Origin of the sequence: Geosporobacter ferrireducens (assembly GCF_001750685.1) — a bacterium.
Classification (GTDB): Bacteria; Bacillota; Clostridia; order Peptostreptococcales; family Thermotaleaceae; genus Geosporobacter; species Geosporobacter ferrireducens.
In genome coordinates, this window is the sequence record NZ_CP017269.1 from 2120031 (window position 1) to 2145079 (window position 25049).

A 25049-nucleotide genomic window follows, 5' to 3' on the forward strand; every position below is an offset into this window, starting at 1 on the left:
ATGGTATTTTCTATTCAGCCTCGTAGATTTCCATTCTCTTTTTGCTCTTTGGCAGTATTTGTTCATTTTCAACCAGTTTAATCTCTCTATCTGTCTGCTGTTGGATCATATCAATGTTATTTTCTTTTACATTCACATTGTATTTTCTTTCAGCAGGTTTCACTTCTTCTCCAGCCATGGCAGCTTTCAGCATAGCAATCGCTCTGATTGCATCTTCTTTACATAAGGTGTTGTTGGAAAGAATTTCATTTTCTATGCCCTGAGCTGATTTGTTTAGATCCACCATATATTTCATATATTTATTTCCTACAACTAAAGCACCTTGCTCGGCACAGAAGGACATTCCCACAACTGGAATTCCCCTCATACCAACTTGTTCGTGGTGGCTGGCAAAATCAATGTGGTTATTTCCAAAACCTTCTGTCGTAATAAAAGAACCATCTACGTCCATTGTCTCAACAATCATTCCTAATCTTTCAGAAACATAGAACTTCTCATTGTTCACTTGAGGCGATCCGACAAATACAACACCCGCCAGGTCTAGCTCTTCATCATTCATTACTTCTGTTACCAGCGGTTCTCTCCAGTAATGTCTTGAATTTTCTTTAGATGCAGGTCCAATACAGGTTAATGCATGGATTCCACCATCTAGTACTTCTAATGGAGAAAGGACAATCGGAACATTTCCCAAGTCAACGTTTGGTTTGCCGCCAATAACACCTACCGGCTCTACAGGAAGGATTAAATTGTCATGCATTGCCCCTTGTCCCATAATCTCCTTGATGATCACTACCTTCTTTTTACCGGGTCTTCTATATTGAACTAACTCTTCTATTTCGGTTGCCAAAGTCTCTTCTGTCTTTTTTAGAGCATCCCTGATTTCTTGAGTAATATAGTCAGTTGCTTTATGGGCCGCCAATGGTCCCGGTCTTTCCATATTGGTATTTTCTTTAATCACTACTTCCGTTTTGATGAAGATTTCACCCTTATCCGGCGCGCCCGGTCTTCCCCACATAATGTTGGTTTCAAGAACTCCTTCGGAAGAACCAAATTCACCAATTTGCACACCCTTTTCATCGGTTCCTGTTACAACCATTACTACACCATCCAGCACCCTGGTTACACCTTCTCCTAGCTTGCTCTCCCCTTCCTTTGCAGCAATGGGTTGAACATCCATGATGGTTTCACTATATTTGTTGTAATCTTCCGGGGTAATGATTTCTACTTTTATGGATGTAACAAGATTACTTGCATTTACAGCATCATCGCAGATATTATTTCTAATGTACAAGGTAGTTCCTTGGATTTTTGTTTCCGGTCCAAATTCTACCTTTTCTATCTTGAAGTGCTTTTTCATAAGTTTTCTGATAGGTTTTGCCTCTATAGCAGCTTCTTTTCTTTCTTTGTTTTCCCCTGCTGCAGTTTCCGGTACTGCAGGTGCCTCAACCACTTGTGCCCCTGGCACCATTCCACCAGCTACGGACAATGGAATCTCAAGATTAATATCTTTTCCCTCACCGATATGAATCTTTACTACGCTGCCTACAGCTTGTACCACTGAAGCCACTGGTGCTGTCACGGGAGCTTGGACTTTTTCTACCGTCTCCTCTTGCACTTCTTCCTTCATCACTTGTACGCCATCTAACAATTCAGGCGTTAGTGGTGTTAAAGAGTCGATTGTTTTGATGAGTTTTGTACCTAAAACCTCACCTATTTTAAGACAATTTTTAGGTATTTGTAATAATCCCGAATCTTCTAAATCCGGAAAAATTGCCGGATCTTCGAGATTGCTTGCTTCAATAATTGTTCCTGCCTCTGTTCTACAGCATACTACTGCTAAGTCATTTGCATGTTCTCTTGCAGTTTCTGGAGTTATTGCCATTTTATCCGCCTCCTATCCAGGTTTTTTCATTGAATTGTTTTAAATCATTTTCTATTTATTCTTTACTTCTTCTAACCAGTCTTTGCCCTACTGCTCTAAGGACATGATCTGTACTATGATAAGTTGGAACTCCTAACCTAGGAGCTACGTTCATGACGGTATTCGTTCAATCGCCGCAGGTACCTGTTAAAAGTACTTGTATACCCTTTTTCTTCATTTTTAGGACCTTTTCTGCTTGTCCTGGGCATACCCCCGGTTTGTCGCAGCGGTATCTACCGTTCACCTCTACCATTCTTTTACACTTTTCCTCCGCTACTACCTCTGCTCCCATAGCTTTGGCAATGGTTTTCAACCTTTCCTCTTGGGCCCCGCACTCACAGGCTAGAATTCCGACCTTTCTTGTTTCTTGCGGGAAGGGCATTGCCACTAAAATTCCTCCCAAAGTCTTGGTAATAGGCGAATCTTCCCTGCCAGGGCCTCCGGTAAAGGGCCCTCCCAGTACAATTTCTCCGTAAGGCTTTACATATCCACCGCATAACTCTATATATTTTCCCACCGGTTCTCCCAGTGGCACATCTAAGAATACCCTGCCTTTTTTGGCATCCTTTACGCGGCCTGCTACCGTTAGGTCCTTTGTAATATAAGGTTTTCTTAACTCTATTGCATTGACAATGTGTTTTAGGGTTTCAACATTTTGAACTACCGCATTCGCTTCTATGGGGAGTTTTCCTGGCTCTAACTCTACTCCTAAAACTACCCTGACAATAACCCTCTCATCTCCGGAAGGATAAATGTCCGGCAAGAACTTCACTTCTATATTTGCTTCCATAGAACAAGCCTTTTTCAAAGCCGCTACTGCCTTTTTATGCTTTTCCTTTATGACAATATAACCTTTGAAGGCATTGGTAATTTCCTTAATATACTTAAGACCTCTTACAATAACCTCCGGCTGCTCCTCCATCAGCTTTAAGTTATGGCCTAATACCGGCTCACATTCTGCCCCATTGGCAATGACATAGCCTCCATCAAGATTAACATTCAGCTTGACATGAGTGGGAAAACCTGCTCCTCCTGCTCCCACAATTCCGGCTTCCTTAATAGCCTCAAGCTTGTCATCCGTTTCATTTATTTTTATATACGCATCGGATTGTTCATTATAGGGAATAATAACAATTGCTTCTTTGGTAATTTTCTCGACAACACCATATACACTGGCATGAAGGTTTGCACCTAATCCTTGAGGAATAGCAACCCGCTGTCCCTTTTTTACTTCATCTCCTGCTTTGACAATGGCCTCACAAGGAGCACCCACGTGCTGCTTTAAAGATATGACAATCTTCACCTTTTTTCACCTCCTTGAATCCTACCCCATATATGAGCAAGTAGTATGCCAATTTCTATGAATAATAGTTTTTCTATAAATTTTTTCTATAGCAGAAATGTAGAACTATTGATATTCCTATTGTTTGTTATTTGTCTAACTTTATATTTTTTCTCAGTTGTCCCTAATCAACAGGCTTTCAGTATTTCAAAGTGTCAATCCAGCGACGGCATTTCTTATATTTCGACACGGAACAGATTCTTTTTATATCATTAAGACCTTGCCGTTTCAACATCTTATTCTTTTAAATCAAAAAAAAGCAATAACCGTCAGCACGCCGACGTATGTCAACCCACTGACGATTATTGAAAATGTTCTCTATAAATATTCTATTAAGTCATAAAATTTAATTTTATAATACAAGGTGCTTCTAGGTATATTCAGGAGTTTTGCTGCTTGAGCTTTGTTGCCCTTGGCGGTTTCCATAGCCTTTATTATAGTGCTTATTTCAGTCCTTTTTATATTCTCCTGCAAATCGTAAACTGCTTCTGATTCTTGATGTTGTTCCCCTTTCCCCCAAAAATGCTCCGGCAGGCTCTCTACTTTTACTTCTCCATCCTTTGAAAAAATGACCAGATGCTCTATTGTGTTTTTCAATTCCCGAATATTTCCAGGCCAGTCATAGCTCATAAGAATTTGAAATACTTCAGGGGCTATCCTAGGAACAAATATATTGTTTTCCTTACAAAACGCATCCATAAAATGTTTTACAAACATAGGAATATCTTCTTTCCTATCTCTTAAGCTAGGTATTTCCAGGTTTACAACATTTAATCGGTAAAACAAATCTTCTCTAAAACAATCTTCCTTTACCATCGTCTTCAAATCTCTATGGGTTGCGGAAATAATTCTAACATCAATATCAATTACTTTATCTCCCCCTACCCTTACTATCTGACGCTCCTGCAGTACCCTTAAGAGCTTTGCCTGCATGTAGAGCGGCATATCTCCAATTTCATCTAAGAAAAGAGTACCTTTATTCGCTAATTCAATTTTACCAATCTTCCCCTTATTTAAGGCTCCTGTAAAGGCTCCCCCCTCATAACCAAACATTTCACTTTCAAAAAGATTTTCCGGTATAGCACTGCAATTAATTGCTACGAAAGGTCCTTTTCTACCGCTAGCCTGGTGAATCGTCCTTGCAAATACCTCTTTCCCTGTTCCACTCTCCCCCAAAATCAGGACACTGCTATTGGTAGCAGCCACCTGCATGGCACGATTGATTTTATCTCGAATGACCTCACTCTTCCCTAAGGTTTTCCCGAAGGAATACTTGTCTTCATTTGCTTTGATTACCTCCATCTGTAGGTAATCAAGCTTTTCTTTAGCAACCTCCAGTTCTAAAGATAAATTTCTTACCTCTGTAATATCTCTATCGGTAGATACCGCTCCTTCCAGCTCTCCATTAATAAAAAGAGGTATGGCGCTGATATTTACATAACTTCCCTTTCTTGGACTGTGAATAACATTTTCTATGGGTTTTTTTTCTTGCAATACCTTCAGCAGAAGTCCATTTGGGAAAAACTCCTCCAGCTTTCTTCCTACAATATCTTCTGCCTTTACTCCGTAAAGCTTTTCCGATCTATCACCCCATAAAATAACAACCCCATTTTTATCAACAACACATACGGCTTCATGAAGGTTATCTAAAATATATCTAAAGGTTTGCCGCATCTCATCAACTTTGAGATATACTTTGTCTAATATGTCTTTCACTCTGATCATACCGATTAATTTATTGTTTTCTATCACCGGCAGTCTTCCTATACCCTTTTGCTTCATTCTGTTTCTAGCTTCCAAAGCCTTTGCCCTGCTGTCAATACATACCACATTCTTTACGGCATATTTTATTATTTTGTCTTCAAAGCTATCCTTGAAGGAAATATCTTTCATGGCCTTGATCATATCGGTAGTGCAAGCCATACCAATAATATTTTCTTTTTCATCCAGTACAAGTACTTCCTCCGTATTGCCGTTTATCATTCTCATTATTGTTTCTCTTAAAGTAGTATCTCCATGGACCGTTATCAAATCCTTTACCATAATATCCGTTACCTTATAATCATCCAGCTTGTTTAAAAACATAGAATCCTCCTTATTTTGGAACAGACACCTATTCATCTACTTTCTTCATTCATATAACTTTAGAATTGTTGCGTTTTAAAACAATAAATTTGAATTTTGGGGAGATCATTCATGGCTGCTATATGAAGGCAATTCATCATATCCTTCCGGATTGATCCTGACACAAACAAAAGATCGTCTCAATATTCACTCTGTTATATATTAATATACTTAGGAGATTAAGTAAACTTTTGATAGCATAAGCAAAAAGTCCTATTTTCAAAAAACTGTTAAAAATCCCTTATAAAAACATCTCTTTTTTAAGGGATTGATCCGATATCTGACGTCATTGACTGACCAGGTTGCCGTTGGCATCATACTGGTAAGTGTTTTCGATGGTTTTTCCTGCCTCCTGCCGGATTTCTCTTTCCAGCTGGTTTTTGTTGTTGTAGCTGTAGTTGGTCAGTTTGACGGCTCCTGCCATTACTTCGATTTGTGCGGTCCGGTTTCCTGGACTTCTTTGAGCCGGTTGACACGGTTGTAGATGAAAGAAAAATGCGACAAAAGAGAATCCTCTCCTTGTCGCACATAAACTAGCTCTCATCCACACTTTCAGAAATGAGTCATTCAGAACCATCCCCTTGCCGCAGACCCTACAAGTGAACTCGTTCCAGCAAGCTGAAACATTGGGGAATCAGTTGGAGAGTCTACCCCACCTGATTTAAAAATCCCACCTCCGCTAACGCTTAGAGGTGGGGGTCTTTACCCTAAAAAAATCAAGATATAAATAGCTAGCAATCTATAGCCTTCAAAACCAATGACGCGTTGTGTCCCCCGAAACCAAGGGAGTTGGTTAAAGCATAGGTAATATTTGCACTTTTTCCTTCGTTAGGCACATAATATAAATCGCATTCCAGATCGGGTGTTTTATAGTTAATCGTGGGAGGTAAAAACTTATCTTTTACTGCAAAAGAAGTAATAATGGCTTCGATGGCTCCTGCAGCTCCCAACAGATGCCCTGTCATTGATTTTGTCGAGCTTACGGGCAGATGATATGCATACTTACCAAAAACGGTTTTGATGGCGGCTGTTTCGTTTTTATCGTTTAAACTGGTTGAAGTTCCATGGGCATTGATATACCCGATATTGGATGGGTCAATACCGGCATCGTCAATGGCAAGCTTCATACACTTTGCTCCGCCCTCACCCTCCTCGGCGGGTGCTGTTATATGGTATGCATCATTGGTACAGCCATAACCGACGACTTCGGCAATGATGTCAGCTCCTCTATTTAGGGCATGTTCCAATTCTTCCAGTATGAGTATACCTGCACCTTCTCCCATGACAAAGCCGTTTCGTTTAAGGTCAAAGGGCCTGCTGGCCGTAAAGGGATCCTCATTGGTGGTCATTGTTTTGTTCGCACAAAAACCCGATAGGGATAACCGTGTAATCGGTGCCTCGGCACCGCCTGCAATCATGATATCGGCGGCATTTCGCTGTATAACTTTAAAGGCGTCTCCAATGGCGTTTGTGGATGATGCACAGGCAGCCACAATACATTCATTAAAGCCCGTGACGCCATATTTGATGGCAATAAGTCCGGAGGCCATATTGGGGATCATCATGGGTACAAAGAATGGACTGACTCTCCGGGTTCCTTTTTCCAGCAATGTATGATGCTGGCTCTCGATGGTTTCCACGCCTCCTACACCCGTACCGGTGATGACACCTATACGTTCTTTATCAAGGTTATCAAGCTTCAATTTGGAATCCTCAACAGCCATTTGGGCTGCTGCTACAGCATATTGTGCAAATCTATCCATTCTCTTTACTTCTTTTTTTTCAATAAAATCTGCCGGGGCAAAGTCCTTGATTTCGGCACCCACTTTGGTAGGGAGATCAGAGACATCGATTCTCTCAATCATGCTTATGCCGGTTTTTCCGTTTCTTACAGACTGCCAAAGCTTATGGGCACCTATGCCTAGAGAAGTTACCGCTCCCATACCCGTAATGACAACACGTCTTTTCATCATCAAAACCTCCTGTGGCTTAAAAATGGATGGCTAATATTTACTTATATAACGATAACATATATAATGAACTAAAAATGAACAGGTATTGCTTTTTCATATGGAAAGGTGTCAAAAATTATGATCAATACAAAAGAAACCATTGAAGCATGTATAAACTATATTGAAAATAATATTCACCGCAAAATTTCTTTGGATGATATAGCCTTATATGTTGGGGTTTCTAAATACTACTTGCATAGAATGTTTAAGGCGCTGACAGGGGAATCTATCATTGAGTATGTGCAGGCACGCAAGTTATCGGCCAGTATTAATGAATTGGCAAATACCAATATGAGAATGCTTGACATCGCATTGGAATATGGATTTGACCATGAGCAATCCTACATCAGGGCCTTTAAAAAGAAATTTGGATACACGCCTTTGAAAGCAAGGACAGAACAAATATCCATTGAAATCAAAGAAAAGATGAACATCAATGATATCTTATCCGTGCATAATTCTATCATTTATAAACCTTTTTACATTTTTAAGCAGAAATTTAATCTAATCGGCAAGAAATATAAGATATTAAGCAGGTCAGGGGACAACATTGCAAATATGCATGGCAGGGATTTCTTTTACCATCACAGCCATGAAATTCGTAACGGGGTTAATCCTCAAGTATACTTCGGGTATACAGACTGGAGCGAATATAATGACGGGCATATTTATTATATTCCTTCCATACAGGTAGCTGATGTGAGGCATATACCAGAAGGAATGACAAGTGTTCATATACCGCCACACAAATATGTGGTATTTCGGTTCGTAGGGTTTTTCCGCCCCGATGATATAAAGGGAAGGCAGGTGGGAAGGCTATTGGTTCATCTATATCGGAAATGGATTGTCAATTCCGGGTTTCAATCGGCGGATACATTTCGATTTGAGTATATCGATACAAGACGGGCCAATGATAATTATTGCGAGCTGGATATTTATCAACCCATAAAAGAAGCAGGCAGTACCCTATGAGAGAAAGTGCGGACAATGTCTTTGGAAGCGGCTCCTTCATGTATGCCACAAAGGCCCAACAACCAGTAAACAACTGGTTGTTGGGCCTTTGTGGCACGCAGAAATTCTGGTTAATCCCTTTAACGCTTTGAAAAATATTCGCATTAGAAAAAGAGCTAATTGACATGTTTTTTTTCACTAAATAGTTATTCTGAAATGAATCCCTTCGAACAAAATTATTATTCAGTTCGCTGAAAATACTTATCTCAAATAATATTTTAGAATATTTTTTCTTGTTATAATACCAACTACTTTAGAATCGTTTATCACAGGAATTGTCTTAATGCCTTTATTAATAATGATATCTATAATTTTTTCTAAGGATGCATCCTCTTTTACTGTTATTAGTTTTTTGGTCATAACCTCCTTTACTGTGATTTTTTTTAATCCACTTAGATCCTTATTCAAAACCCTTATATCAATTGGAACATTTAACTCTCCATAAGCATAGTAGGATGATCTGTTTAATTTTTTATCTATATACACCAAATCTGTCTCTGTAACGACTCCCGTCAAAATACCATTGCCGTTAAGAACAGGTAAGCAGTTTACATTAAGCGATACCAATATTTCTATTGCTTCGTAAGCACTGCTATCCTCATTTATCCATATAACCTCTGTTGTCATTATATCCTTTGCTGTTAGTTTCATAATTATCCCCTCCTAAACGATTTAAATACTATATTGTACATCTTCACATATCTATGGATATATCTTATTTCACTTTATGCTTTGCTAATGTTTCAAGTACCCGTAAACAGTCATCATCATGAAATATCTTCTGTCTATTTGCACCTCTAATTATTACATGATATATACCGCGTTTGCTTTTCTTTCTGGCATTATGTTTTTCCTTCAAAAGAAAGGATTCATCAACAAACCGTCCCCATATAAATGAGCATCCCCTTGTCTAAATCTGTGCTAAACCTTAGTAGAAAACCCTACATCTCTCTTTTTCCTTATTATACCCTATTATCACTAAGTCAAAAAAAGATAAATGCGACAAAACGAACCTTCACAATTGTCGCATTCCACTATCAACCTTTAACTAATCATTGTGTTCTTTTTCTTTCTTAATACCAAAACTAGGGTCAACTACTAGCAATTTTTCAGCATTTTTATAGAATTTCGACTTCGCTTCATTTACATTATTGACATAGGTTTCATATATGCCACTCGGATTTACTGTTAACCCATATAAGTCTAAATAATGACTGTACATTTCTATTGCTAATTTATGTACCTCTCTTAACTCCTCTGGTGGATTGGATAGTTCTTGCATAAGGGTTTTGATACGTTCTCTTGTTGTAGCCCTATCCTCACTTGTATTCTTGTCAATCTCATCTGAGTTCTTAAGAGCCTTTTTTAAACTTTCCTCTACATTTTTATTGCTAAAAATTGCATTATGCCAAATTTGAACAATATAATCAGATTGTATTGTAAGTTTCATTATTGCATATTCCATATCTCCTAATACATTAGTTAATTTCTCTCTGTACTCATTATCGCCAGCATTTATTGTCGCAAGCCGTATTTCTTGATTTTGAGCTACTTTACTATTTTGTCTTACTTCTGGTGATTTATATGACTTAGATACAAAATAAGTAATACCTCCCAATATTAGCACTGCCCATACTACAGATAACGAAATTATAATTATTGCTACTTTCTTTGGTATTTGTTTGCTTTCTTTTTGTATAGTCATAAATGGATGGCACCTCTTAATTTTTAATATAGAATAGTTATATTCTATAATATTATTGAAGCTTTGTAAATTTTTCATTGCTACAAGAGGGCGGTTTGTCTCAAAAAAATAAGCTCGCAGACAGGAGAACCGTCCCCTTGTCTACCCTTGTCTAAAGATATAGGCAATAAAAGACCTAAATCTTCTGAAAGTTTAGGCCTTTTATTTATTTAAGCTAGTTTGGCATTCTTATATTTACTTACTATGGATTTTCCCTTATCTGTTATTTCAACTTTTCTTTTAAACATACCTTTTTCAATGATATATCCACGGCGAGTTAGATGCGAAATCATACTGGACATTTGTAATGAACCCATGTCATGATCCTTTGCAAACTTTCCAACTTTGTATGAATCTTCTAGAACGATCTCTAAGAAATCTACGTATTTAGAATTAAGATATTCTTTCATCATCCTGCTTTCATTTTCATTTAATTTAGGTAATATCGCTTCTCCATTTTTAGTGATACTAAAAGTGAAGAATTTGCTTCCTACTAATCCTGATCTTTCAATATAGCCTCCTTGATCTAGTCTTTCAATGGATTCATTAGAAATTTTAGAATCCACCTTTAATCCATCAGTGATATCAGATAAATACTGATGTCCTATTCGAATCATTTCTAATACTTTTAAATCAAATGCTTCTAACTTTATATCTTTTCGATTATTTTCATTTGCTTTAATATTCCATTCAGAAATACCATAATATTTTGGCGATGTGCTTAAAGCTGCTATAACTCCCACAACAAGTGACACTGAAAATCCAACGATTGCCATGTGCGTCCAATTTCCAATTACAAAAGTGCCTGTCAATTCCGCTATTGTTAAAGCAATCATCGTGGTCATTCCTGATAAAACGCCCCAAAAAGCTCCTCTTGAGTTAAATCTTGGCCATAATGCTCCTAATAATAGAAGTACTGCTGGAGGTGTTAGCCAAGCGTTTGCAAATGCAAATAGGTAGGTTGGACCTCCTGGAAAAAATGTCATACCCCATGTAACTAAAATAATTAATGCCATAATACCTTTACTTGCCTTTAAAGTTTCTTTTGGCGTTGCATTTTTATTAATCATTCTTTTATAAATATCACGTGTTGCAGTTGACGTTGCTCCCATTGCTGATGTTGAAGATGTAGACAATGCAGCTGCAGCAGCACCTACGATAAATACAGATCCTAATAATGGTGTAATTACCCTTGCTATTACGCCATAGGCTGCTGTATGAGCAATGGTGCCTCCAGCTAATGTGAAGGTTTCTGGCATTGTAGTCCCTGCATAAATTCCTATGAAAGATAATGGTATCATAAATACAATGATTAGATAAAGAGAACCTATGGTATAAGACTTTCTTGCAACCTTTTCATTTCTACAAGAAGCAATCTTAATCCAATAATAATTATTTCCCCATACCAATGCTGTTCCAAATAATATTGCAAAAGTAATAACACTAGGATATTTCATGGATAATCCAGGTAAAGATGCGCCTGACAATCCTTGATTAATCCAATCTCCACTTAACCAAGTATTGAAATATTCCATACCACCATATTTACGAACTAAAATCATTAAGAAAACTGGAACTGCAATGGTTCCTATTGTAACTTGAATAAAGTCAGTGATGGTTGTAGCCCACATTCCACTCATAGTAGCAAAAATTAATATAACTAAAAATCCTACTGCTGTAATTATGAAAACTGGCCATCCTGTATAGCCTGAAACGATAGAGGATAGAGATACAATATTATTCGCTAAAATACCACACATACCTATTACGGATGTAATTGCTACTAATCCTCGAACCTTTCCATCATAACGAGTTTCAAAATATTCTGGAAGGGTTTGAGCCCCTGATCTCCTAATAAAATCAGCAAATAAATTCGCATAAAGCAATAATCCAAATAGAGAGTATATTACTCCCCAAAAAATACCGCCTTTTATTCCATATAAAACTGAAAAACCTGGTGCTAAGGTGATACTTGTTCCTGCAAAACCAATAGCCACTACTCCTAAAATATTAACTGGCAAGCTTATTTCTCTTCCTGCAATAATAAAATCATCAGAATCAGACACCCATTTTTTAGCAATAAATCCAGAGCCTATTAAGAGTGCTAGAAATATAATTGCATATATACTAAAAGCTATATTTACCATCATTTAACCCCCATATTTTTAGTTTTATGAGACATAGTAAATAATTAAGGTATTTCAGAAAGGAATTTCCTTTTCTGAAATTAATCCTCAACAAAGGCTATTGCACGAATCCAGCCAGCACTGGCATTCTTAATCTTTACAGGAAAACAGAAAAACTGACTTCCTATGATTGGCAATGCATCTAAATTCGTTAGTTTCTCTATATGGCAGTAAGCTTTTTCTGCCCCTGCACGATGTCCTTCCCATATGATGTCCTTATTACGAGTTTCATTAAATTCTTTTGCAATTAATGGTAGTGGTCGATCCCAACTCCAAGCATCTGTTCCTACTACCCGAACACCTTGTTCTACAAGCCATAAGGTAGCTGCTTTCGTCATCCCGCAACCTTTAGATAAATATTCCTTAGTTCCCCAATATTTGCTGGCACCAGTATTCACCAATACGATATCTCCTGGTTTTAAGTTATAATTAATTTTTTTAAAATATTCTTCAAAGTCCGTTGATTCTACTTTATATCCGTCTGGTTTATCTTTAAAATTCACTACAACAGCTGAACCATAAAACCATTCTAGAGGAACCTCATCAACAGTCCAAGCCCTTTCTCCCTCATTCATCGTTGGATAATAGTGATAAGGAGCATCAATATGCGTTCCTGCATGGGTAGATAGCCTTATAAATTCTACTGCCCATCCATTTCCCTCCGGTAAATCATCTAAAGTAGCCTCCCCAAAATACGCTAGCATGTCTGATACTGTATCTTTATGATTTTGATATTCTATATGTGGTATATAATCTGGCGGATCACTAGGCAATCCACTTTCTATTGCGATACTTAAATCTACGATTTTCATTTCTGCAATCTCCTTTATTTTAACTTTAGTCCTAAAATTTCTCTTGCTTCCTGTGGTGTTGCAACCTCATTACCACTTTCACGAATGATATTTGCTGCACGAGTGACGAACTGAGCGTTTGATTTTGCCAATTCTTCTTTATTAAACATAACATTGTCTTCCATACCCACTCTGATATGTCCACCCATTGCGATTGCTGCTAGCATAATAGGAACATGTCCTTTTCCGATTCCTAAAGCGGACCATGTAGATCCTTCAGGTATTAAATTTTTTAAAAATACTAGATTTTCTATAGTAGCAGCCATACCTCCCGCTGCACCTAAAACAAATTGATAGTGTAAAGGAGACTTTAGAATACCCTTCTTTAAATAATATAGAGAATTGTAGACCATACCTCCATCAAAAATTTCTATTTCTGGTTTCACTCCATAGTCTTGCATTGTATGACCTAACTTCTCTAAAAAACTTGGCGTATTTAAAAATACTGTTTTATGCATCCAGTTCATACTGCCGCAATCATAAGAAGCCAATTCTGGTTTTATAGATTTTAAATGTGCTTGCCTTGTTTCATCTGTAGCATTTAAATCTCCTGAAGTAGTTAAATTTAAAAGGATATCACATTTTTCTCTAATTAATTGAACTGTTTTTTCAAATCTTTCCTTATCCATCGTACCTTTTCCTTCATCATCTCTCATGTGAAGATGCGCAATTGCTGCTCCAGCTTTATAACATTGATAAACATCCTCTGCTATTTCCTCTGGTGTTAAAGGTATATTTGGATTATCCTTTTTAGTTGGCCAAGCTCCTGTTGTCGCCACTGTAATAATAGTTTTTGCCATTTCATTCATCTCCTTTCGATTATTCCTAATCCCTCTCTAACAACATGGCTACGCCTTGTCCTCCGCCGCAGCAGAAGGTTATTAGACCTAAATGAGCATCTCTATCTCTCATTTCATAAACCATTTTCGTTGTTAAAATAGCCCCTGTTCCTGCCAATGGATGACCAAGGGCTATTGCACCACCATTCACATTTAACTTGTTTTCGTCTATGCCTAATTCCTTTATACAAGCTACTGTCTGAGCAGCAAAAGCCTCATTTAATTCAATTAAATCAATATCATCTAAAGTCAAATTTGTCTTTTCTAAAATTTTTCTAGTAGCCGGAACAGGACCTATTCCCATGATATTAGGATCTACACCTACAGCAGTAAAGGCTCTATATCTTGCTAATATTTCTAGCCCTAGCTCTTTCGCCATTTCTTCCTCCATGATTACTACTGCAGCAGCTCCATCGCTCATAGGTGAACTATTTCCTGCTGTTACTACACCATCTTCCTTAAAAACTGGTTTCAATTTAGCCATTGCCTCTAAGCTAATGCCTTCTCTTATAGTTTCATCTTTTGAAACCATTTCTTTCTTACCTTTTCCCTTATCAACTTCTATAGGTAAAATCTGTTCTGTAAATTTACCTTTTTCTTCTGCTAAAGCAGCTTTTTTATGGCTATTATAGGAATAGACATCCAATTCTTCTCTTGTAAGCTGATACATGCTAACAAGATTCTCAGCAGTTATACCCATATTGGGATTCCCTATATGTTCCGGTGAAAGCCTTAGATCATGGCTAAATTTAGGGGGCGTATGTGAATACCCTGCTTCCTGTTTCAGCATGATATACGGTCTACGGGAGTCACTTTCAACGCCTCCAGCAACGATTACTTTCGCCTCTCCCAATTGAATCATCATTGCTCCCAATGCAATAGCATTAAGAGATGTACCACATTGTCTATCTACTGTAAGTGCTGGCTTTTCTATAGGTATTCCTGCCTCTAATGATGCCATTCTTGCTATATTATTTACATCATGTCCCATCAAATTACCAAAAATAACCTCGTCTATCATAGCCTTATCAATATCAGATCTCTTAATAGATTCTTTAATCACTTCAGCTCCCATTTTATATGGTTCTACAGATGATAAAGCGCCCCTGAATCTACCTACAGGTGTACGAACAGCCGAAACTATTACAGCATTTTTCATCGAATCTATCCTCCTTTACAAATATTTACTATAATATTACGCAATTATCATGCCAAGAATAAAAAAGAAAGAACCTTGAAATTCCTTGCTTGTAGCAATGTGAATTAAAAGTTCTTTCTTTTTATTGTAAATATAAGTTTACACTTTTAAGTAAAATTCTTAATATTCAACAAATACAATACTTCATTACAATGTAATCTTAAGTTTACATGCTAGCTTAAGGTTACATGCACTTAGCTATTTATCTCATATTTTTTTAATTTTTTATAAAAGGATGTCCTAGATATTCCTAACTTTTTTGCAGCCTCTGCTTTGGTTATAGAATTATCCAAAACATTGATAATCGTCTCTTTTTCTAGCTCTGCCTTTATATCTTTAATCTTTGATATATTATTTTTACTGACTTTGTCAATGAATTTAGGGTTTTTACTTGTAAAATAATCCTTAAAGTGAATCCATTCTAAAGTCTCCACCCATGAACTATTCATAGCTCTTTCTACTATATTTTGTAATTCTCTTATATTTCCAGGCCAGTCATAATCTACTTCCATAAGTTTAATTTCGGCATCCTCTGATATTCCTGGAATTTTCATTCCTAGCTGAAAGTTTAGTTTTTCTATTAAATTTTCCACAATCAAAGGTATATCTTCTTTCCTCTTTCTTAGAGGAGGTATCGTAATCTTTACTACATTTAATCTATAAAATAAATCACTTCTAAATTTTTTCTCTCCTACCATTCTCTCTAGATTCATATTGGTAGCAGCTATAACTCTTACATCAACAGGTATACTTCCTTTACCTCCTACTCTTTCAATCTCCTTCTCCTGTAATGCTCTTAATAATTTAGGTTGAGAAAATAGAGGTAATTGATTAATTTCATCGAGAAACAAACTTCCTTTATTCGCCATTTCAAATCTGCCTTCTTTTCCACCTTTTTTAGCTCCTGTAAATGCACCTTCTTCATATCCGAAAAATTCAGACTCTAAAAGTTCTCTCGGTATGGCAGAGCAATTTACTTTTATGAAAGGAGATGCATCCCTACTACTTAGGTCATGAATGGAATGAGCTACTAATTCTTTCCCTACTCCAGTTTCTCCTTCTATTAAAACAGTAGAATTGCTTCTAGAAGCTTGAATGATTTTTCTCTTTAATTCTTGAATTTCTGGACTATTACCTATAATATTATCTATCGTATATTTAGCTCCTCTAATCTTTTTTAATTCCTCTTGGTAATATTCTAGCTGAGTAGCCATGCTATTAATTCTAAATGAAAAATTAATAGCATTTTCCATACCTTTTATAATTACATGGATGAATCCTGCTACTATTTTTCCTTGTTTATTAAAAATAGGTACATATGTGGAAAATAATTTTGTCTTAGATGGTCCCTTTGTTGTAATCATATGTCCTGTAATTGGCTTCTTGGTTTTAAGAACAAAGTCGATTTTAGTATCTGGGATTAAATCCTTCACATATTTTCCCTTTACATCCGCCAATTTTATTCCACCCATCATCTCAGACCAAGTATCATTCACGTATACATATCTTCCCTGAGCATCAGTAATAACCACACCATCTAAATGATCAATGATAAGTTTCGTAATTTCTGGGTCTATATTATTTATACCTTCTATACCCATAAATTCCCTCCTTAAATTATGACTCCTCCTACCTATTCTTTCGCATCCCTTTGTAGTATACCTACAAAATATTGAATTGATGGATCTTATCATGCATAGTATTATTTTCATATTTACTTTAATATTCAGCAGATCCTATTCTTTTCCTCTATCATTGGCAAATTACATTAAAACATATTTTAGAATATTACATATCTATCTTATTCTCAAAAAAATTTACCCATGGAATGAATGTATCTAAATCCGTGGGCAGAATGTGGGTAAAATACTATTTTGTATGATAATCAATAAAGACAAGGGTAAAGACAAGGGGACGATTCTGTTGTTAGTCCAAGCCATCACCTGTTTTCCAATAATACAGCAATTTCTTTTTGGCCTCTTTCAATAGCAAAGGCATATGCATCCATATTAGTCATATTTTCTCCTGAGTATTTAATACTTGTATCAATACCACTATCTATTAGACGTTTTGCAATATCTTTATGTCCGCCATAAATTGCAGCAAATAATGGATTTCTATCTGGCTCACTAACATCTAGTTCAGCATCACAATCCATTAGATACTTTACAATTTCTACGTGCCCTTCACTTGCAGCACGATTAATTGCTCCAGCGTTAAAAGTACCTCCTTTAATATTTACATCTAGGCCAGCATTGATAAGGTATTTAACAATTTCTAGCTTTCCATGTGATGCCGCTACGTGTAGCCATGTTCCAAATGGTGTCATCAAATTTAATATTTCATTATTTGTACCTATTAATTCTCTTACTTTTTCAACATTTCCTTCCTTAATTGCACTGCGAACTGCCTTTGCAATATTGACGGTATCCATTGTAAATTATCTCCTCCTCGTTGCTTGTTCGCCCGACTCTTTTAGCATTTCTACAATATCATCATAATACTCACCAGTATATCTTATTTTGGATTTTCAATGGTTTCCTGTTTCTCTAGAATATTCCTCCATTCATCGTAGGAGTATCTATTTACTATATTACCATTTTCATCCACCATTTGCACTACACCGCCATGACCATTATACACATAGTAGTACCATTTCTCCTGTTCAATTCTTGCCAGGGGTTTGTGTCCCTATATGATGCTGGCTTTTAGATTTCCGTTTCCATCGGCTTCTGCGATGACTCTTCCTGCCTGGTCTATGTAGTAGTGGGTGGTTCCTTTAGTTCCGAAAATAAGCTCGAAGACAGGAGAACCGTCCCCTTGTCTGAGCAAAATAGAACCCTGTAGACCTTTGTTATAAGGTTTACAGGGTTTTTGTTTCCTATTCCCACTCGATAGTTGATGGGGGCTTGGAGGTGATGTCGTATACGATACGATTCACATTATCTACTTCATTTACAATACGGTTGGATATCTTCTCCAATACTTCATAGGGGATTCTGGCCCAGTCTGAGGTCATACCGTCACTGGATGTAACAGCTCGGAGGGCTATGGTATGGCTGTAGGTTCGCTCATCTCCCATAACCCCTACACTTTTGATATTCGGCAGGGCTGTGAAGTACTGCCAAATATCCCGGTGGAGTCCTGCTTTTCGGATCTCATCCCGTAAAATTGCATCGGATTCACGGACAATATGCAGTTTTTCTTCTGTAATCTCTCCTAATACCCGGATAGCCAGCCCCGGTCCCGGAAATGGCTGACGCCAAACAATCTCTTCTGGAATATCCAGCTCTTCGCCGACTTTTCTCACTTCATCTTTAAAGAGCTGACGCAGAGGTTCAATAAGGGAAAACTGCATGTCCTCCGGCAGTCCCCCTACATTGTGATGACTCTTGATCACTGCCGCTGTATCCGTACCGCTTTCAATAACATCCGGATATACCGTTCCCTGCACCAGATAATCAATCTGTCCAAGTTTGGATGCTTCTTCTTCGAATACACGAATGAATTCTTCCCCGATGATCTTTCTCTTTGTTTCAGGATCCGTCACACCGGCCAACTTGCCTAAAAACCGCTCTTGCGCATTGACACGAATCAGGTTCATCTGGAATTTTTCTTTAAAGACCTGCTCCACCTGATCCCCTTCATCTTTTCTCAAAAGACCGTGATCTACGAATATACAGGTCAATTGGTTTCCGATGGCCCGATGCACCAATACTGCTGCAACAGAGGAGTCTACTCCACCGGAAAGGGCGCAAAGAACCTTTTTATCGCCTACTTTTTCCTTGATCTCACGGATAGATTGCTCTGCAAAATCGTGCATATTCCAGTCTCCGGTACAGCCGCAAACTTCAAAAACAAAGTTCTCAATGATTTCACGGCCCATTTCTGTATGCTCTACCTCTGGATGGAATTGCACTGCATAGAGCTTTTTGCTGGCTTCTTTCATCGCCGCTACAGGACAGTGGTCTGTCGTGGCAGTGATCGTAAAACCTTCCGGTGCGATTTCAATAAAGTCTGTATGACTCATCCAGCATCTTGTATTATCAGAAATCCCCTTAAAGATTCCCTCGTTATCGTTGATATGCAGCGCTACCCGGCCATATTCTCTTGAAGCTGCACGATTGACCTTTCCACCAAACATTTGAGCCATTAGCTGTCCGCCGTAGCAGATTCCCAATACAGGCACTCCGAGTTCAAACAACTCCCTATCGCACTTGGGCGCATCTTCCGCATACACACTGGCAGGGCCTCCTGTAAAGATGATTCCTTTAGGATTCATCTCCTTGATCTTCTCTAAAGGTGTCCGGTAGGATACAACCTCACAGTACACATTGTTCTCTCTTACCCTTCTGGCAATCAGCTGCTTATATTGACCGCCAAAATCTATAATTAGGATCATTTCTTGGTTTTTCATCACAAACCTCCTATTTTAATCGCTTAGACTGTAGTTTGGCGCTTCCTTGGTGATATTGATATCGTGGGGATGGCTTTCTTTTAATCCTGCGGATGTAATCTTGATGAACTTTCCATCTTCCTTCAATGCCTTGATAGAAGCTGTTCCACAGTAGCCCATGCCTGCCTTGAGGCCGCCCACCAACTGATATACCGTTTCCTTTAGGGCTCCCTTATAGGGCACCATACCTTCTACACCCTCAGGAACAAATTTCTTAGAGTCCTCTTGGAAATAACGATCCTTGCTTCCTGCTCCCATAGCTCCCAGAGAACCCATCCCCCGGTACACCTTAAAACTTCTGCCTTTATAAATCACTGTTTCCCCCGGACTTTCTTCCGTTCCGGCAAAGAGAGATCCGATCATGCATACATCGGCTCCCGCCGCAATGGCCTTTGGAATATCTCCCGAATACTTAATTCCCCCGTCAGCAATAATAGGAATATCATAAGGTTTTGCTGCCTGGGCACAATCAAATACTGCTGTAACCTGAGGCACCCCAATCCCTGCAACTACACGGGTAGTACATATGGAACCAGGTCCAATACCTACTTTTACTGCATCTGCCCCTGCCTGGATCAAATCTACAGTCGCTTCTGCTGTTGCTATGTTACCTGCGATTACCTGCAGCTCAGGATAGATAGATTTTACTCTCTTTACTGCATCCAGCACCCCTTGTGAATGACCATGAGCAGTATCCAAAACCACCACATCTACACCAGCTTTTACCAGAGCCTCTGTGCGCTCCAGCATATCCCCTGTGATCCCTATAGCAGCACCTACCAACAGTCTTCCTCTTTGGTCCTTTGCTGAGTTAGGGTATTGTATGGTTTTCTCGATATCTTTAATCGTAATGAGTCCTTTTAAATAGCCTTCCCTATCTACGATGGGCAGCTTTTCTATTTTTCTGCTCTTTAGGATTCTTTCTGCTTCTGCCATGGAAATACCTTCTGATGCCGTTACAAGGTTATCCTTGGTCATAGCTTCTCCAATTTTTTTATTCATATCATTTTCAAAGCGGATATCTCTATTGGTTAAAATCCCTACCAGCTTCATGCTTTTATCTACGATCGGTACCCCAGAGATATGGTATCGCTCCATGAGCTCTAATGCATCGGCAATCACATGCTCCGGCGACAGATAGAAGGGATCTACAATCACACCGTGCTCACTTCTTTTTACCTTGTCCACTTCCAAGGCTTGTCTCTCAATGGACATATTTTTATGGATAATGCCGATGCCGCCCTCTCTCGCCATAGCAATGGCAAGTTTTGCTTCTGTCACGGTATCCATACCTGCACTCATAAGCGGTATGTTGAGTTTAATCTTATTGGTCAGTCTTGTTTTAACCTCCACATCCTTTGGCAGAATTGAAGATTTTTGCGGGATCAATAAGACATCATCAAAGGTTAAACCCTCTTTTAATAATTTTCCTTCCATCTTCCCCATCCTTTCTCTTGGTAAAATACTTATCAACCTTAATTCTGTACTCTATTCATAGATTGCTAAAGTAGTTACTTCCTTATGCAAAACAAACAAAAAACCATGGAAAAATTCCGAGAGTGAAATTATTCCATGGCAGCATCCAATATTGCTCCGTTACCCTTGTGATAATCCCACTCATAGTTAGACAATTTACGGTTGCCTTGTAGAAACGCCCGGGCCCTATCCCCGGAAATATATGAGGGTAATTCATCTATGTTTTTCTATATACCGTATCAAATATGCAAAACCTTGTCAATATGGATTAGGGGAAATTAATATATTCGCAATTTTCTTGTGTTTTCTCTTGGCTACTTTACTTGTATTCCAAATATTTTTTGTCCTTGCGTACCCATACTGCAATGTTTTCATAAACTGCCGGAGACCCTTCTACATTAGCGCCAAGAGCAATGGTATCCAACACCTTTCCCGTCAATCCTTCAATCAGATACATCTTCCCGGCAGAATCGCAGAGCAGGATGTATGCCTTACCCTCCTCCGTATAAATATCTACAGGAGAACTCCATGAAATAAGCAGCACCCAAAACCACAGCAGAAATTGTTGCAGATGCTGCCATCTGCCATAATCTGTTGTACATAAATAATTCCTCCATATAGATATTCGTGATCTTTACATCTATATGAAGGAATCTATAAATTTATGGTTAATTGTCTCGTCTTTCTTTTATCCTTTTATTGCTTCAAAATATTTTTTTGCTGTATAGATCAAATCTTCATATACCTGTTTGAGGGGAATTCCAAAGTTTTCTGCAATTTCTCTACACTCTTCAAACTCTGGTGCCATTTTTACCGGCTTTCCTTCCATATAGCCAATCTTTATGGAAACTGCCCCATACTTTGTTTTCAACTTCACACTTTGACGCTTCAACACGGTACGGTTCACCTCATACTTCCTTATTCCCAGAGTAGTCGTTTCCGCTAATACAAGTCTTTCTAAAGTCTCTTGCTTCTCCTGCCCGCATAGTACGGACAGTTTTGTCCCTGGCCGGTTTTTCTTCATGATGATGGGTGTCATAAATACATCCAAGGCACCCAGCATAAAAGCTTTCTCCATTATATAACCATAGATTTCGGGATTCATATCATCGATATTTGCCTCAATCATTACCAACTGATCTTGAACTTTTTTTTTTCACCTAAATAGATTCGAAGCATATTGGGTATTTCCAGATCTTTTTTCCCCAATCCATAGCCGACCTTCTCAATCTCCATGGCTGGAATATCTCCAAAGCTGCTGCTCAATGCTTTAACGATCGCAGCACCGGTAGGCGTAACCAATTCCGCCCGTACGCCTTGGTTATAGATCGGTACCCCTTTAAGGATCTCCAGCGTCGCAGGGGCCGGAACGGGAATCACGCCATGAGCACATCGAACAAAACCTGATCCCACGTGAAGAGGAGATGTATGTACGGCAGGCATACCCAAATAATCCATACAAATGGCTACACCTACGATATCTACAATAGAGTCGATAGCCCCGACTTCATGAAAATGTACTTGTTCCAATGATTTTCCATGAATCTTCGCTTCTGCTTCAGCCACCAGTCTGAAAATTTTCTTGCTCAGTTCCTTGACAGCAGCTTTAAGCCCACTGTCATCAATGATTTTTTCTATATCAAAAAGGTTGCGGTGATGATGTGAATGGGCATGATCATGGGAAGAGTTTTCCAGGATAACAGCAAAATCCGTTCCCGTGATGCCTTTTTTCATCGAAGACTGAATCTCCAACCGAAAACCATCCACATGGAGTCTTGATAATTCCTCTATAAAGTAATGCTCATCGATACCCAAGTCCAAAAATGCGCCTAGCGCCATGTCCCCGCTAATTCCTGCAAAACAATCGAAATATAATATTTTTTCCACGACAAAACCCCCAAATACTGTATTACCTAATTATATCATGAATTCTCAAGCTTTTTTTATCTTTTCTCATACAAAAACTCCCTGGAGGGGAGTTTTTGCTATTTTATATCATTGTCCAGTTGATTGGTAAATTCGTCTGGTGGTATCGCCCCTGAATCTTCTCCGTATAATACATTTTCCGGCATATCCTTTAGAATAGCAGAACGTTTTGCCGTATCATCCCATCTGTGTTTGCCTGTGCCTTTATTCATGTTCAGCCCATTTAATAACTTGTTCATAAATTGGTTCATTTACAGCCCTCCTAAAATGTAATTAATGAATACTCTCCACTCTGGATTCTTCTGCCTGTGCCCGGATCCAGCCAAACCTTACGTGCTCTGCCACATCATTCCATTCGAGGGTGTTATCTTTATTCTGCTCCATCCACTGCCTGCGAACCTCTTCTTCTACGCTTTTCCAATCCGCCATTGGATGATTTTTTATACCCATGCTTTTCCCTCCTTGTCATATTTTTTACCTTTCTTGTTTTTCTTATGAATTGTATATTCTGGCATTTGTTTCATGTATGTATTGTTACATTTTCTATTCAACTCTATTATTTTCATTTTTACTCATTTTTTGCATCACATATCAAAATTTTAAAATCACATAATAAAAATGTAGATTATAACAAAACGCACTTTTTATGAGGAGGGTTCACGGCCATGTTCACCGGCAATCAAAATCTCGAAAAGCCGCATTTGGATGTTCCAAATTTGAAGGTACTAGAAGATCAACTTAATTATGAATCTATCATGGCAAAAAAATTAGGACAATATGCTGGCTATTGTACAGATCCGGAACTAAAGAATGTTTGTCAGCAAGGAGCACAACGGCATAAGCAAAACTTTAATACATTATTGGATTATTTAAACGCACATCAATAGATTTGAACAACAACCTGAACTGGATTCAGATGATTAAAGGAGGTAAGGTTTTATGGCTCATCAACCAAGCTTTACCGAAAAGGAATTGATGTATGATCTGTTAATGTCGGAGAAGCAAGTATCTTCTGCCTATACTGTGGGAATCACAGAATCCTCTTGTGCAAATTTAAGAAATCTCCTTGTCCGCTGTGAGGAAAATGTCTTTAAAACACAAGAAGATCTTTTTAATGCAATGAACCAACGGGGCTGGTATCCAATAAAAAAAGCATCCGTGCAAGATGTACAAATGACCAAAGATAAATATAATCAAATAAAAAATGAATTAAATTAAAAGCGGTTAAGCCGCTTTTAGTTTTTTGGCAGAATTTGTTGTTTTTTTAACAAAAGGTTTGATTTTGTCTTCGTTCTCACATATAATATAGTAAATACATAATCTTCTAAATTTTCTTGTAACATCTGGGTATATAAATGGTAAAGAACCGAATAATCTATTTAATTAAATGTATGAAGGCATTTTTAGTTTATTTTACCGTTATAAAACTGCATAGGCGAAAGGAGTTGATCTTGTGTATAATATTATTGCTACTTTCAAAAGCATGCCTGATCTAAAACGGTGCATGAAAGACTTGAGAGTAAACCCTAATATTAAAGGCCACATGCTCGTAATTCCCAAAAATTCCTCTCAGCATGTTGAAAAGGAAATTTCCAGCGTATTGATCAAAAGATCCAGAGAAATTGCCCCAACAGGTCTTGAAGATATCCGAACCGGTGTCTTTACAGGTTTTATCATTGGCGGGTTGTCTGCTTTTTCAGCTGTTTATTTCAATACCAACCTGTTGAATCTCTCTACGGTCACTACCCTGGCAGCATTGGCAATCATCTTTTATGGAGCAGCCTCCGGTGCACTCTTAGGCTTTCTGACGCATACCATCATAAAGAAGCATAGTTGGTTTAAAACAAAAGAGGAAGCTGTCTTAATCCTCCAAAAACTGGATGATAACACAAAAGAATTAGTCATTAAAAACTTAGAAACCAATCGAGCCAGCAAAGTAGACATATACTAAAAAAGAGAGATC

General features: G+C 38.1%; 24 protein-coding genes, 1 pseudogene and 1 riboswitch. Of the genes and pseudogenes, 4 read left to right on the top strand and 21 right to left on the bottom strand.

Translation table 11 applies throughout. The features are described from left to right. Positions 1-10: 10 nt before the first annotated feature. The 5 genes from prdA to fabF form a co-directional block, all read right to left on the bottom strand. Entirely contained in the window at positions 11-1882 is a 1872-nt protein-coding gene (gene prdA, locus Gferi_RS10135; RefSeq protein WP_069976076.1) for a D-proline reductase (dithiol) proprotein PrdA, read from the bottom strand. A gap of 55 nt (positions 1883-1937) precedes the next feature. After that, positions 1938-3224, bottom strand: coding sequence for a proline reductase-associated electron transfer protein PrdC (gene prdC, locus Gferi_RS10140; RefSeq protein WP_179948120.1), 1287 nt, complete (start codon positions 3222-3224; stop codon positions 1938-1940). A 357-nt stretch (positions 3225-3581) separates the two neighbouring features. Next, on the bottom strand, positions 3582-5348 hold the full coding sequence (prdR, locus tag Gferi_RS10145; RefSeq protein WP_069976079.1) for a sigma-54 dependent transcriptional regulator PrdR: 1767 nt from the start codon (positions 5346-5348) through the stop codon (positions 3582-3584). A 325-nt stretch (positions 5349-5673) separates the two neighbouring features. Continuing rightward, complete coding sequence (locus Gferi_RS10150) at positions 5674-5931, bottom strand: RHS repeat protein (protein ID WP_069976081.1); 258 nt, start codon at positions 5929-5931, stop codon at positions 5674-5676. Between the two features lie 187 nt (positions 5932-6118). Further along, positions 6119-7357: a beta-ketoacyl-ACP synthase II gene (gene fabF, locus Gferi_RS10155; protein WP_069976083.1), complete on the bottom strand. Its 1239-nt coding sequence runs from the start codon at positions 7355-7357 to the stop codon at positions 6119-6121. Between the two features lie 120 nt (positions 7358-7477). On the opposite strand from fabF, the gene Gferi_RS10160 reads away from it, so the two are divergent. Beyond that, a complete protein-coding gene (locus Gferi_RS10160; protein WP_069976085.1) occupies positions 7478-8371 on the top strand; it encodes an AraC family transcriptional regulator in 894 nt (297 codons plus the stop codon). Positions 8372-8611: 240 nt separating this feature from the next. On the opposite strand, the gene Gferi_RS10165 is transcribed toward Gferi_RS10160, so the two are convergent. From Gferi_RS10165 to Gferi_RS28090, 16 genes and pseudogenes are all read right to left on the bottom strand, one after another. Continuing rightward, positions 8612-9061, bottom strand: coding sequence for a CBS domain-containing protein (locus Gferi_RS10165; RefSeq protein ID WP_069976087.1), 450 nt, complete (start codon positions 9059-9061; stop codon positions 8612-8614). 397 nt (positions 9062-9458) lie between these two features. Further along, complete coding sequence (locus Gferi_RS10170; protein WP_069976089.1) at positions 9459-10115, bottom strand: hypothetical protein; 657 nt, start codon at positions 10113-10115, stop codon at positions 9459-9461. Between the two features lie 209 nt (positions 10116-10324). Beyond that, positions 10325-12304 (bottom strand): sodium:solute symporter family protein, encoded by a 1980-nt coding sequence (locus tag Gferi_RS10175; RefSeq protein WP_236932721.1) that lies wholly within the window; start codon positions 12302-12304, stop codon positions 10325-10327. Positions 12305-12381: 77 nt separating this feature from the next. Continuing rightward, complete coding sequence (locus Gferi_RS10180; protein WP_069976093.1) at positions 12382-13152, bottom strand: cyclase family protein; 771 nt, start codon at positions 13150-13152, stop codon at positions 12382-12384. 14 nt (positions 13153-13166) lie between these two features. Further along, positions 13167-13991 carry a BKACE family enzyme gene (locus Gferi_RS10185; protein WP_069976095.1) on the bottom strand — a complete coding sequence of 275 codons (825 nt, stop codon included), beginning with the start codon at positions 13989-13991 and terminating at the stop codon, positions 13167-13169. Positions 13992-14016: 25 nt separating this feature from the next. Then, a complete protein-coding gene (locus tag Gferi_RS10190; protein WP_069976097.1) occupies positions 14017-15189 on the bottom strand; it encodes a thiolase family protein in 1173 nt (390 codons plus the stop codon). Positions 15190-15422: 233 nt separating this feature from the next. Continuing rightward, a complete protein-coding gene (locus tag Gferi_RS10195; protein WP_069976099.1) occupies positions 15423-16829 on the bottom strand; it encodes a sigma-54 interaction domain-containing protein in 1407 nt (468 codons plus the stop codon). Positions 16830-17167: 338 nt separating this feature from the next. Then, positions 17168-17662 carry an ankyrin repeat domain-containing protein gene (locus Gferi_RS10200; RefSeq protein WP_069976101.1) on the bottom strand — a complete coding sequence of 165 codons (495 nt, stop codon included), beginning with the start codon at positions 17660-17662 and terminating at the stop codon, positions 17168-17170. Between the two features lie 83 nt (positions 17663-17745). Beyond that, the gene (locus tag Gferi_RS29025) at positions 17746-17871 is read right to left on the bottom strand and encodes an RHS repeat protein (RefSeq protein ID WP_169832981.1); all 126 of its coding nucleotides are present in this window, start codon (positions 17869-17871) and stop codon (positions 17746-17748) included. Between the two features lie 48 nt (positions 17872-17919). Beyond that, complete coding sequence (locus Gferi_RS28085) at positions 17920-18060, bottom strand: hypothetical protein (protein WP_156782364.1); 141 nt, start codon at positions 18058-18060, stop codon at positions 17920-17922. Between the two features lie 49 nt (positions 18061-18109). Beyond that, positions 18110-19645, bottom strand: coding sequence for a glutamine-hydrolyzing GMP synthase (guaA, locus tag Gferi_RS10205; protein ID WP_069976105.1), 1536 nt, complete (start codon positions 19643-19645; stop codon positions 18110-18112). A gap of 15 nt (positions 19646-19660) precedes the next feature. Beyond that, positions 19661-21121 carry an IMP dehydrogenase gene (gene guaB, locus Gferi_RS10210; protein WP_069976107.1) on the bottom strand — a complete coding sequence of 487 codons (1461 nt, stop codon included), beginning with the start codon at positions 21119-21121 and terminating at the stop codon, positions 19661-19663. Between the two features lie 163 nt (positions 21122-21284). Further along, a riboswitch (purine riboswitch) is annotated at positions 21285-21386 on the bottom strand. 93 nt (positions 21387-21479) lie between these two features. Continuing rightward, complete coding sequence (locus tag Gferi_RS28625; RefSeq protein ID WP_179948121.1) at positions 21480-21617, bottom strand: hypothetical protein; 138 nt, start codon at positions 21615-21617, stop codon at positions 21480-21482. A 231-nt stretch (positions 21618-21848) separates the two neighbouring features. After that, a pseudogene (gene larC / locus Gferi_RS10215) lies at positions 21849-22999 on the bottom strand (nickel pincer cofactor biosynthesis protein LarC). 146 nt (positions 23000-23145) lie between these two features. After that, positions 23146-23337: a hypothetical protein gene (locus Gferi_RS10220; RefSeq protein WP_069976109.1), complete on the bottom strand. Its 192-nt coding sequence runs from the start codon at positions 23335-23337 to the stop codon at positions 23146-23148. Positions 23338-23359: 22 nt separating this feature from the next. Next, a complete protein-coding gene (locus tag Gferi_RS28090; RefSeq protein ID WP_156782366.1) occupies positions 23360-23536 on the bottom strand; it encodes a hypothetical protein in 177 nt (58 codons plus the stop codon). A 215-nt stretch (positions 23537-23751) separates the two neighbouring features. Between Gferi_RS28090 and Gferi_RS10225 the strand changes: the two genes are divergently transcribed. The 3 genes from Gferi_RS10225 (at position 23752) to Gferi_RS10235 (ending at position 25037) form a co-directional block, all read left to right on the top strand. Beyond that, positions 23752-23973, top strand: coding sequence for a hypothetical protein (locus tag Gferi_RS10225; protein ID WP_069976111.1), 222 nt, complete (start codon positions 23752-23754; stop codon positions 23971-23973). A 52-nt stretch (positions 23974-24025) separates the two neighbouring features. Beyond that, entirely contained in the window at positions 24026-24304 is a 279-nt protein-coding gene (locus tag Gferi_RS10230) for a spore coat protein (protein ID WP_069976115.1), read from the top strand. 235 nt (positions 24305-24539) lie between these two features. After that, entirely contained in the window at positions 24540-25037 is a 498-nt protein-coding gene (locus Gferi_RS10235) for a hypothetical protein (protein ID WP_069976117.1), read from the top strand. The last annotated feature ends 12 nt before the right edge of the window (positions 25038-25049 follow it).

Excerpts from the sequence above, each read along its gene's own strand:
- prdA (WP_069976076.1), bottom strand. The coding sequence starts at position 1,882 with ATGGCAATAACTCCAGAAACTGCAAGAGAACATGCAAATGACTTAGCA.
- prdR (WP_069976079.1), bottom strand. The coding sequence starts at position 5,348 with ATGTTTTTAAACAAGCTGGATGATTATAAGGTAACGGATATTATGGTA.
- Gferi_RS10150 (WP_069976081.1), bottom strand. The coding sequence starts at position 5,931 with ATGAGAGCTAGTTTATGTGCGACAAGGAGAGGATTCTCTTTTGTCGCA.
- fabF (WP_069976083.1), bottom strand. The coding sequence starts at position 7,357 with ATGAAAAGACGTGTTGTCATTACGGGTATGGGAGCGGTAACTTCTCTA.
- Gferi_RS10160 (WP_069976085.1), top strand. The coding sequence starts at position 7,478 with ATGATCAATACAAAAGAAACCATTGAAGCATGTATAAACTATATTGAA.
- Gferi_RS10165 (WP_069976087.1), bottom strand. The coding sequence starts at position 9,061 with ATGAAACTAACAGCAAAGGATATAATGACAACAGAGGTTATATGGATA.
- Gferi_RS10170 (WP_069976089.1), bottom strand. The coding sequence starts at position 10,115 with ATGACTATACAAAAAGAAAGCAAACAAATACCAAAGAAAGTAGCAATA.
- Gferi_RS10175 (WP_236932721.1), bottom strand. The coding sequence starts at position 12,304 with ATGATGGTAAATATAGCTTTTAGTATATATGCAATTATATTTCTAGCA.
- Gferi_RS10180 (WP_069976093.1), bottom strand. The coding sequence starts at position 13,152 with ATGAAAATCGTAGATTTAAGTATCGCAATAGAAAGTGGATTGCCTAGT.
- Gferi_RS10185 (WP_069976095.1), bottom strand. The coding sequence starts at position 13,991 with ATGGCAAAAACTATTATTACAGTGGCGACAACAGGAGCTTGGCCAACT.
- Gferi_RS10190 (WP_069976097.1), bottom strand. The coding sequence starts at position 15,189 with ATGAAAAATGCTGTAATAGTTTCGGCTGTTCGTACACCTGTAGGTAGA.
- Gferi_RS10195 (WP_069976099.1), bottom strand. The coding sequence starts at position 16,829 with ATGGGTATAGAAGGTATAAATAATATAGACCCAGAAATTACGAAACTT.
- Gferi_RS10200 (WP_069976101.1), bottom strand. The coding sequence starts at position 17,662 with ATGGATACCGTCAATATTGCAAAGGCAGTTCGCAGTGCAATTAAGGAA.
- guaA (WP_069976105.1), bottom strand. The coding sequence starts at position 19,645 with ATGAAAAACCAAGAAATGATCCTAATTATAGATTTTGGCGGTCAATAT.
- guaB (WP_069976107.1), bottom strand. The coding sequence starts at position 21,121 with ATGGAAGGAAAATTATTAAAAGAGGGTTTAACCTTTGATGATGTCTTA.
- Gferi_RS28625 (WP_179948121.1), bottom strand. The coding sequence starts at position 21,617 with ATGTATCTGATTGAAGGATTGACGGGAAAGGTGTTGGATACCATTGCT.
- Gferi_RS10220 (WP_069976109.1), bottom strand. The coding sequence starts at position 23,337 with ATGAACCAATTTATGAACAAGTTATTAAATGGGCTGAACATGAATAAA.
- Gferi_RS28090 (WP_156782366.1), bottom strand. The coding sequence starts at position 23,536 with ATGGGTATAAAAAATCATCCAATGGCGGATTGGAAAAGCGTAGAAGAA.
- Gferi_RS10225 (WP_069976111.1), top strand. The coding sequence starts at position 23,752 with ATGTTCACCGGCAATCAAAATCTCGAAAAGCCGCATTTGGATGTTCCA.
- Gferi_RS10230 (WP_069976115.1), top strand. The coding sequence starts at position 24,026 with ATGGCTCATCAACCAAGCTTTACCGAAAAGGAATTGATGTATGATCTG.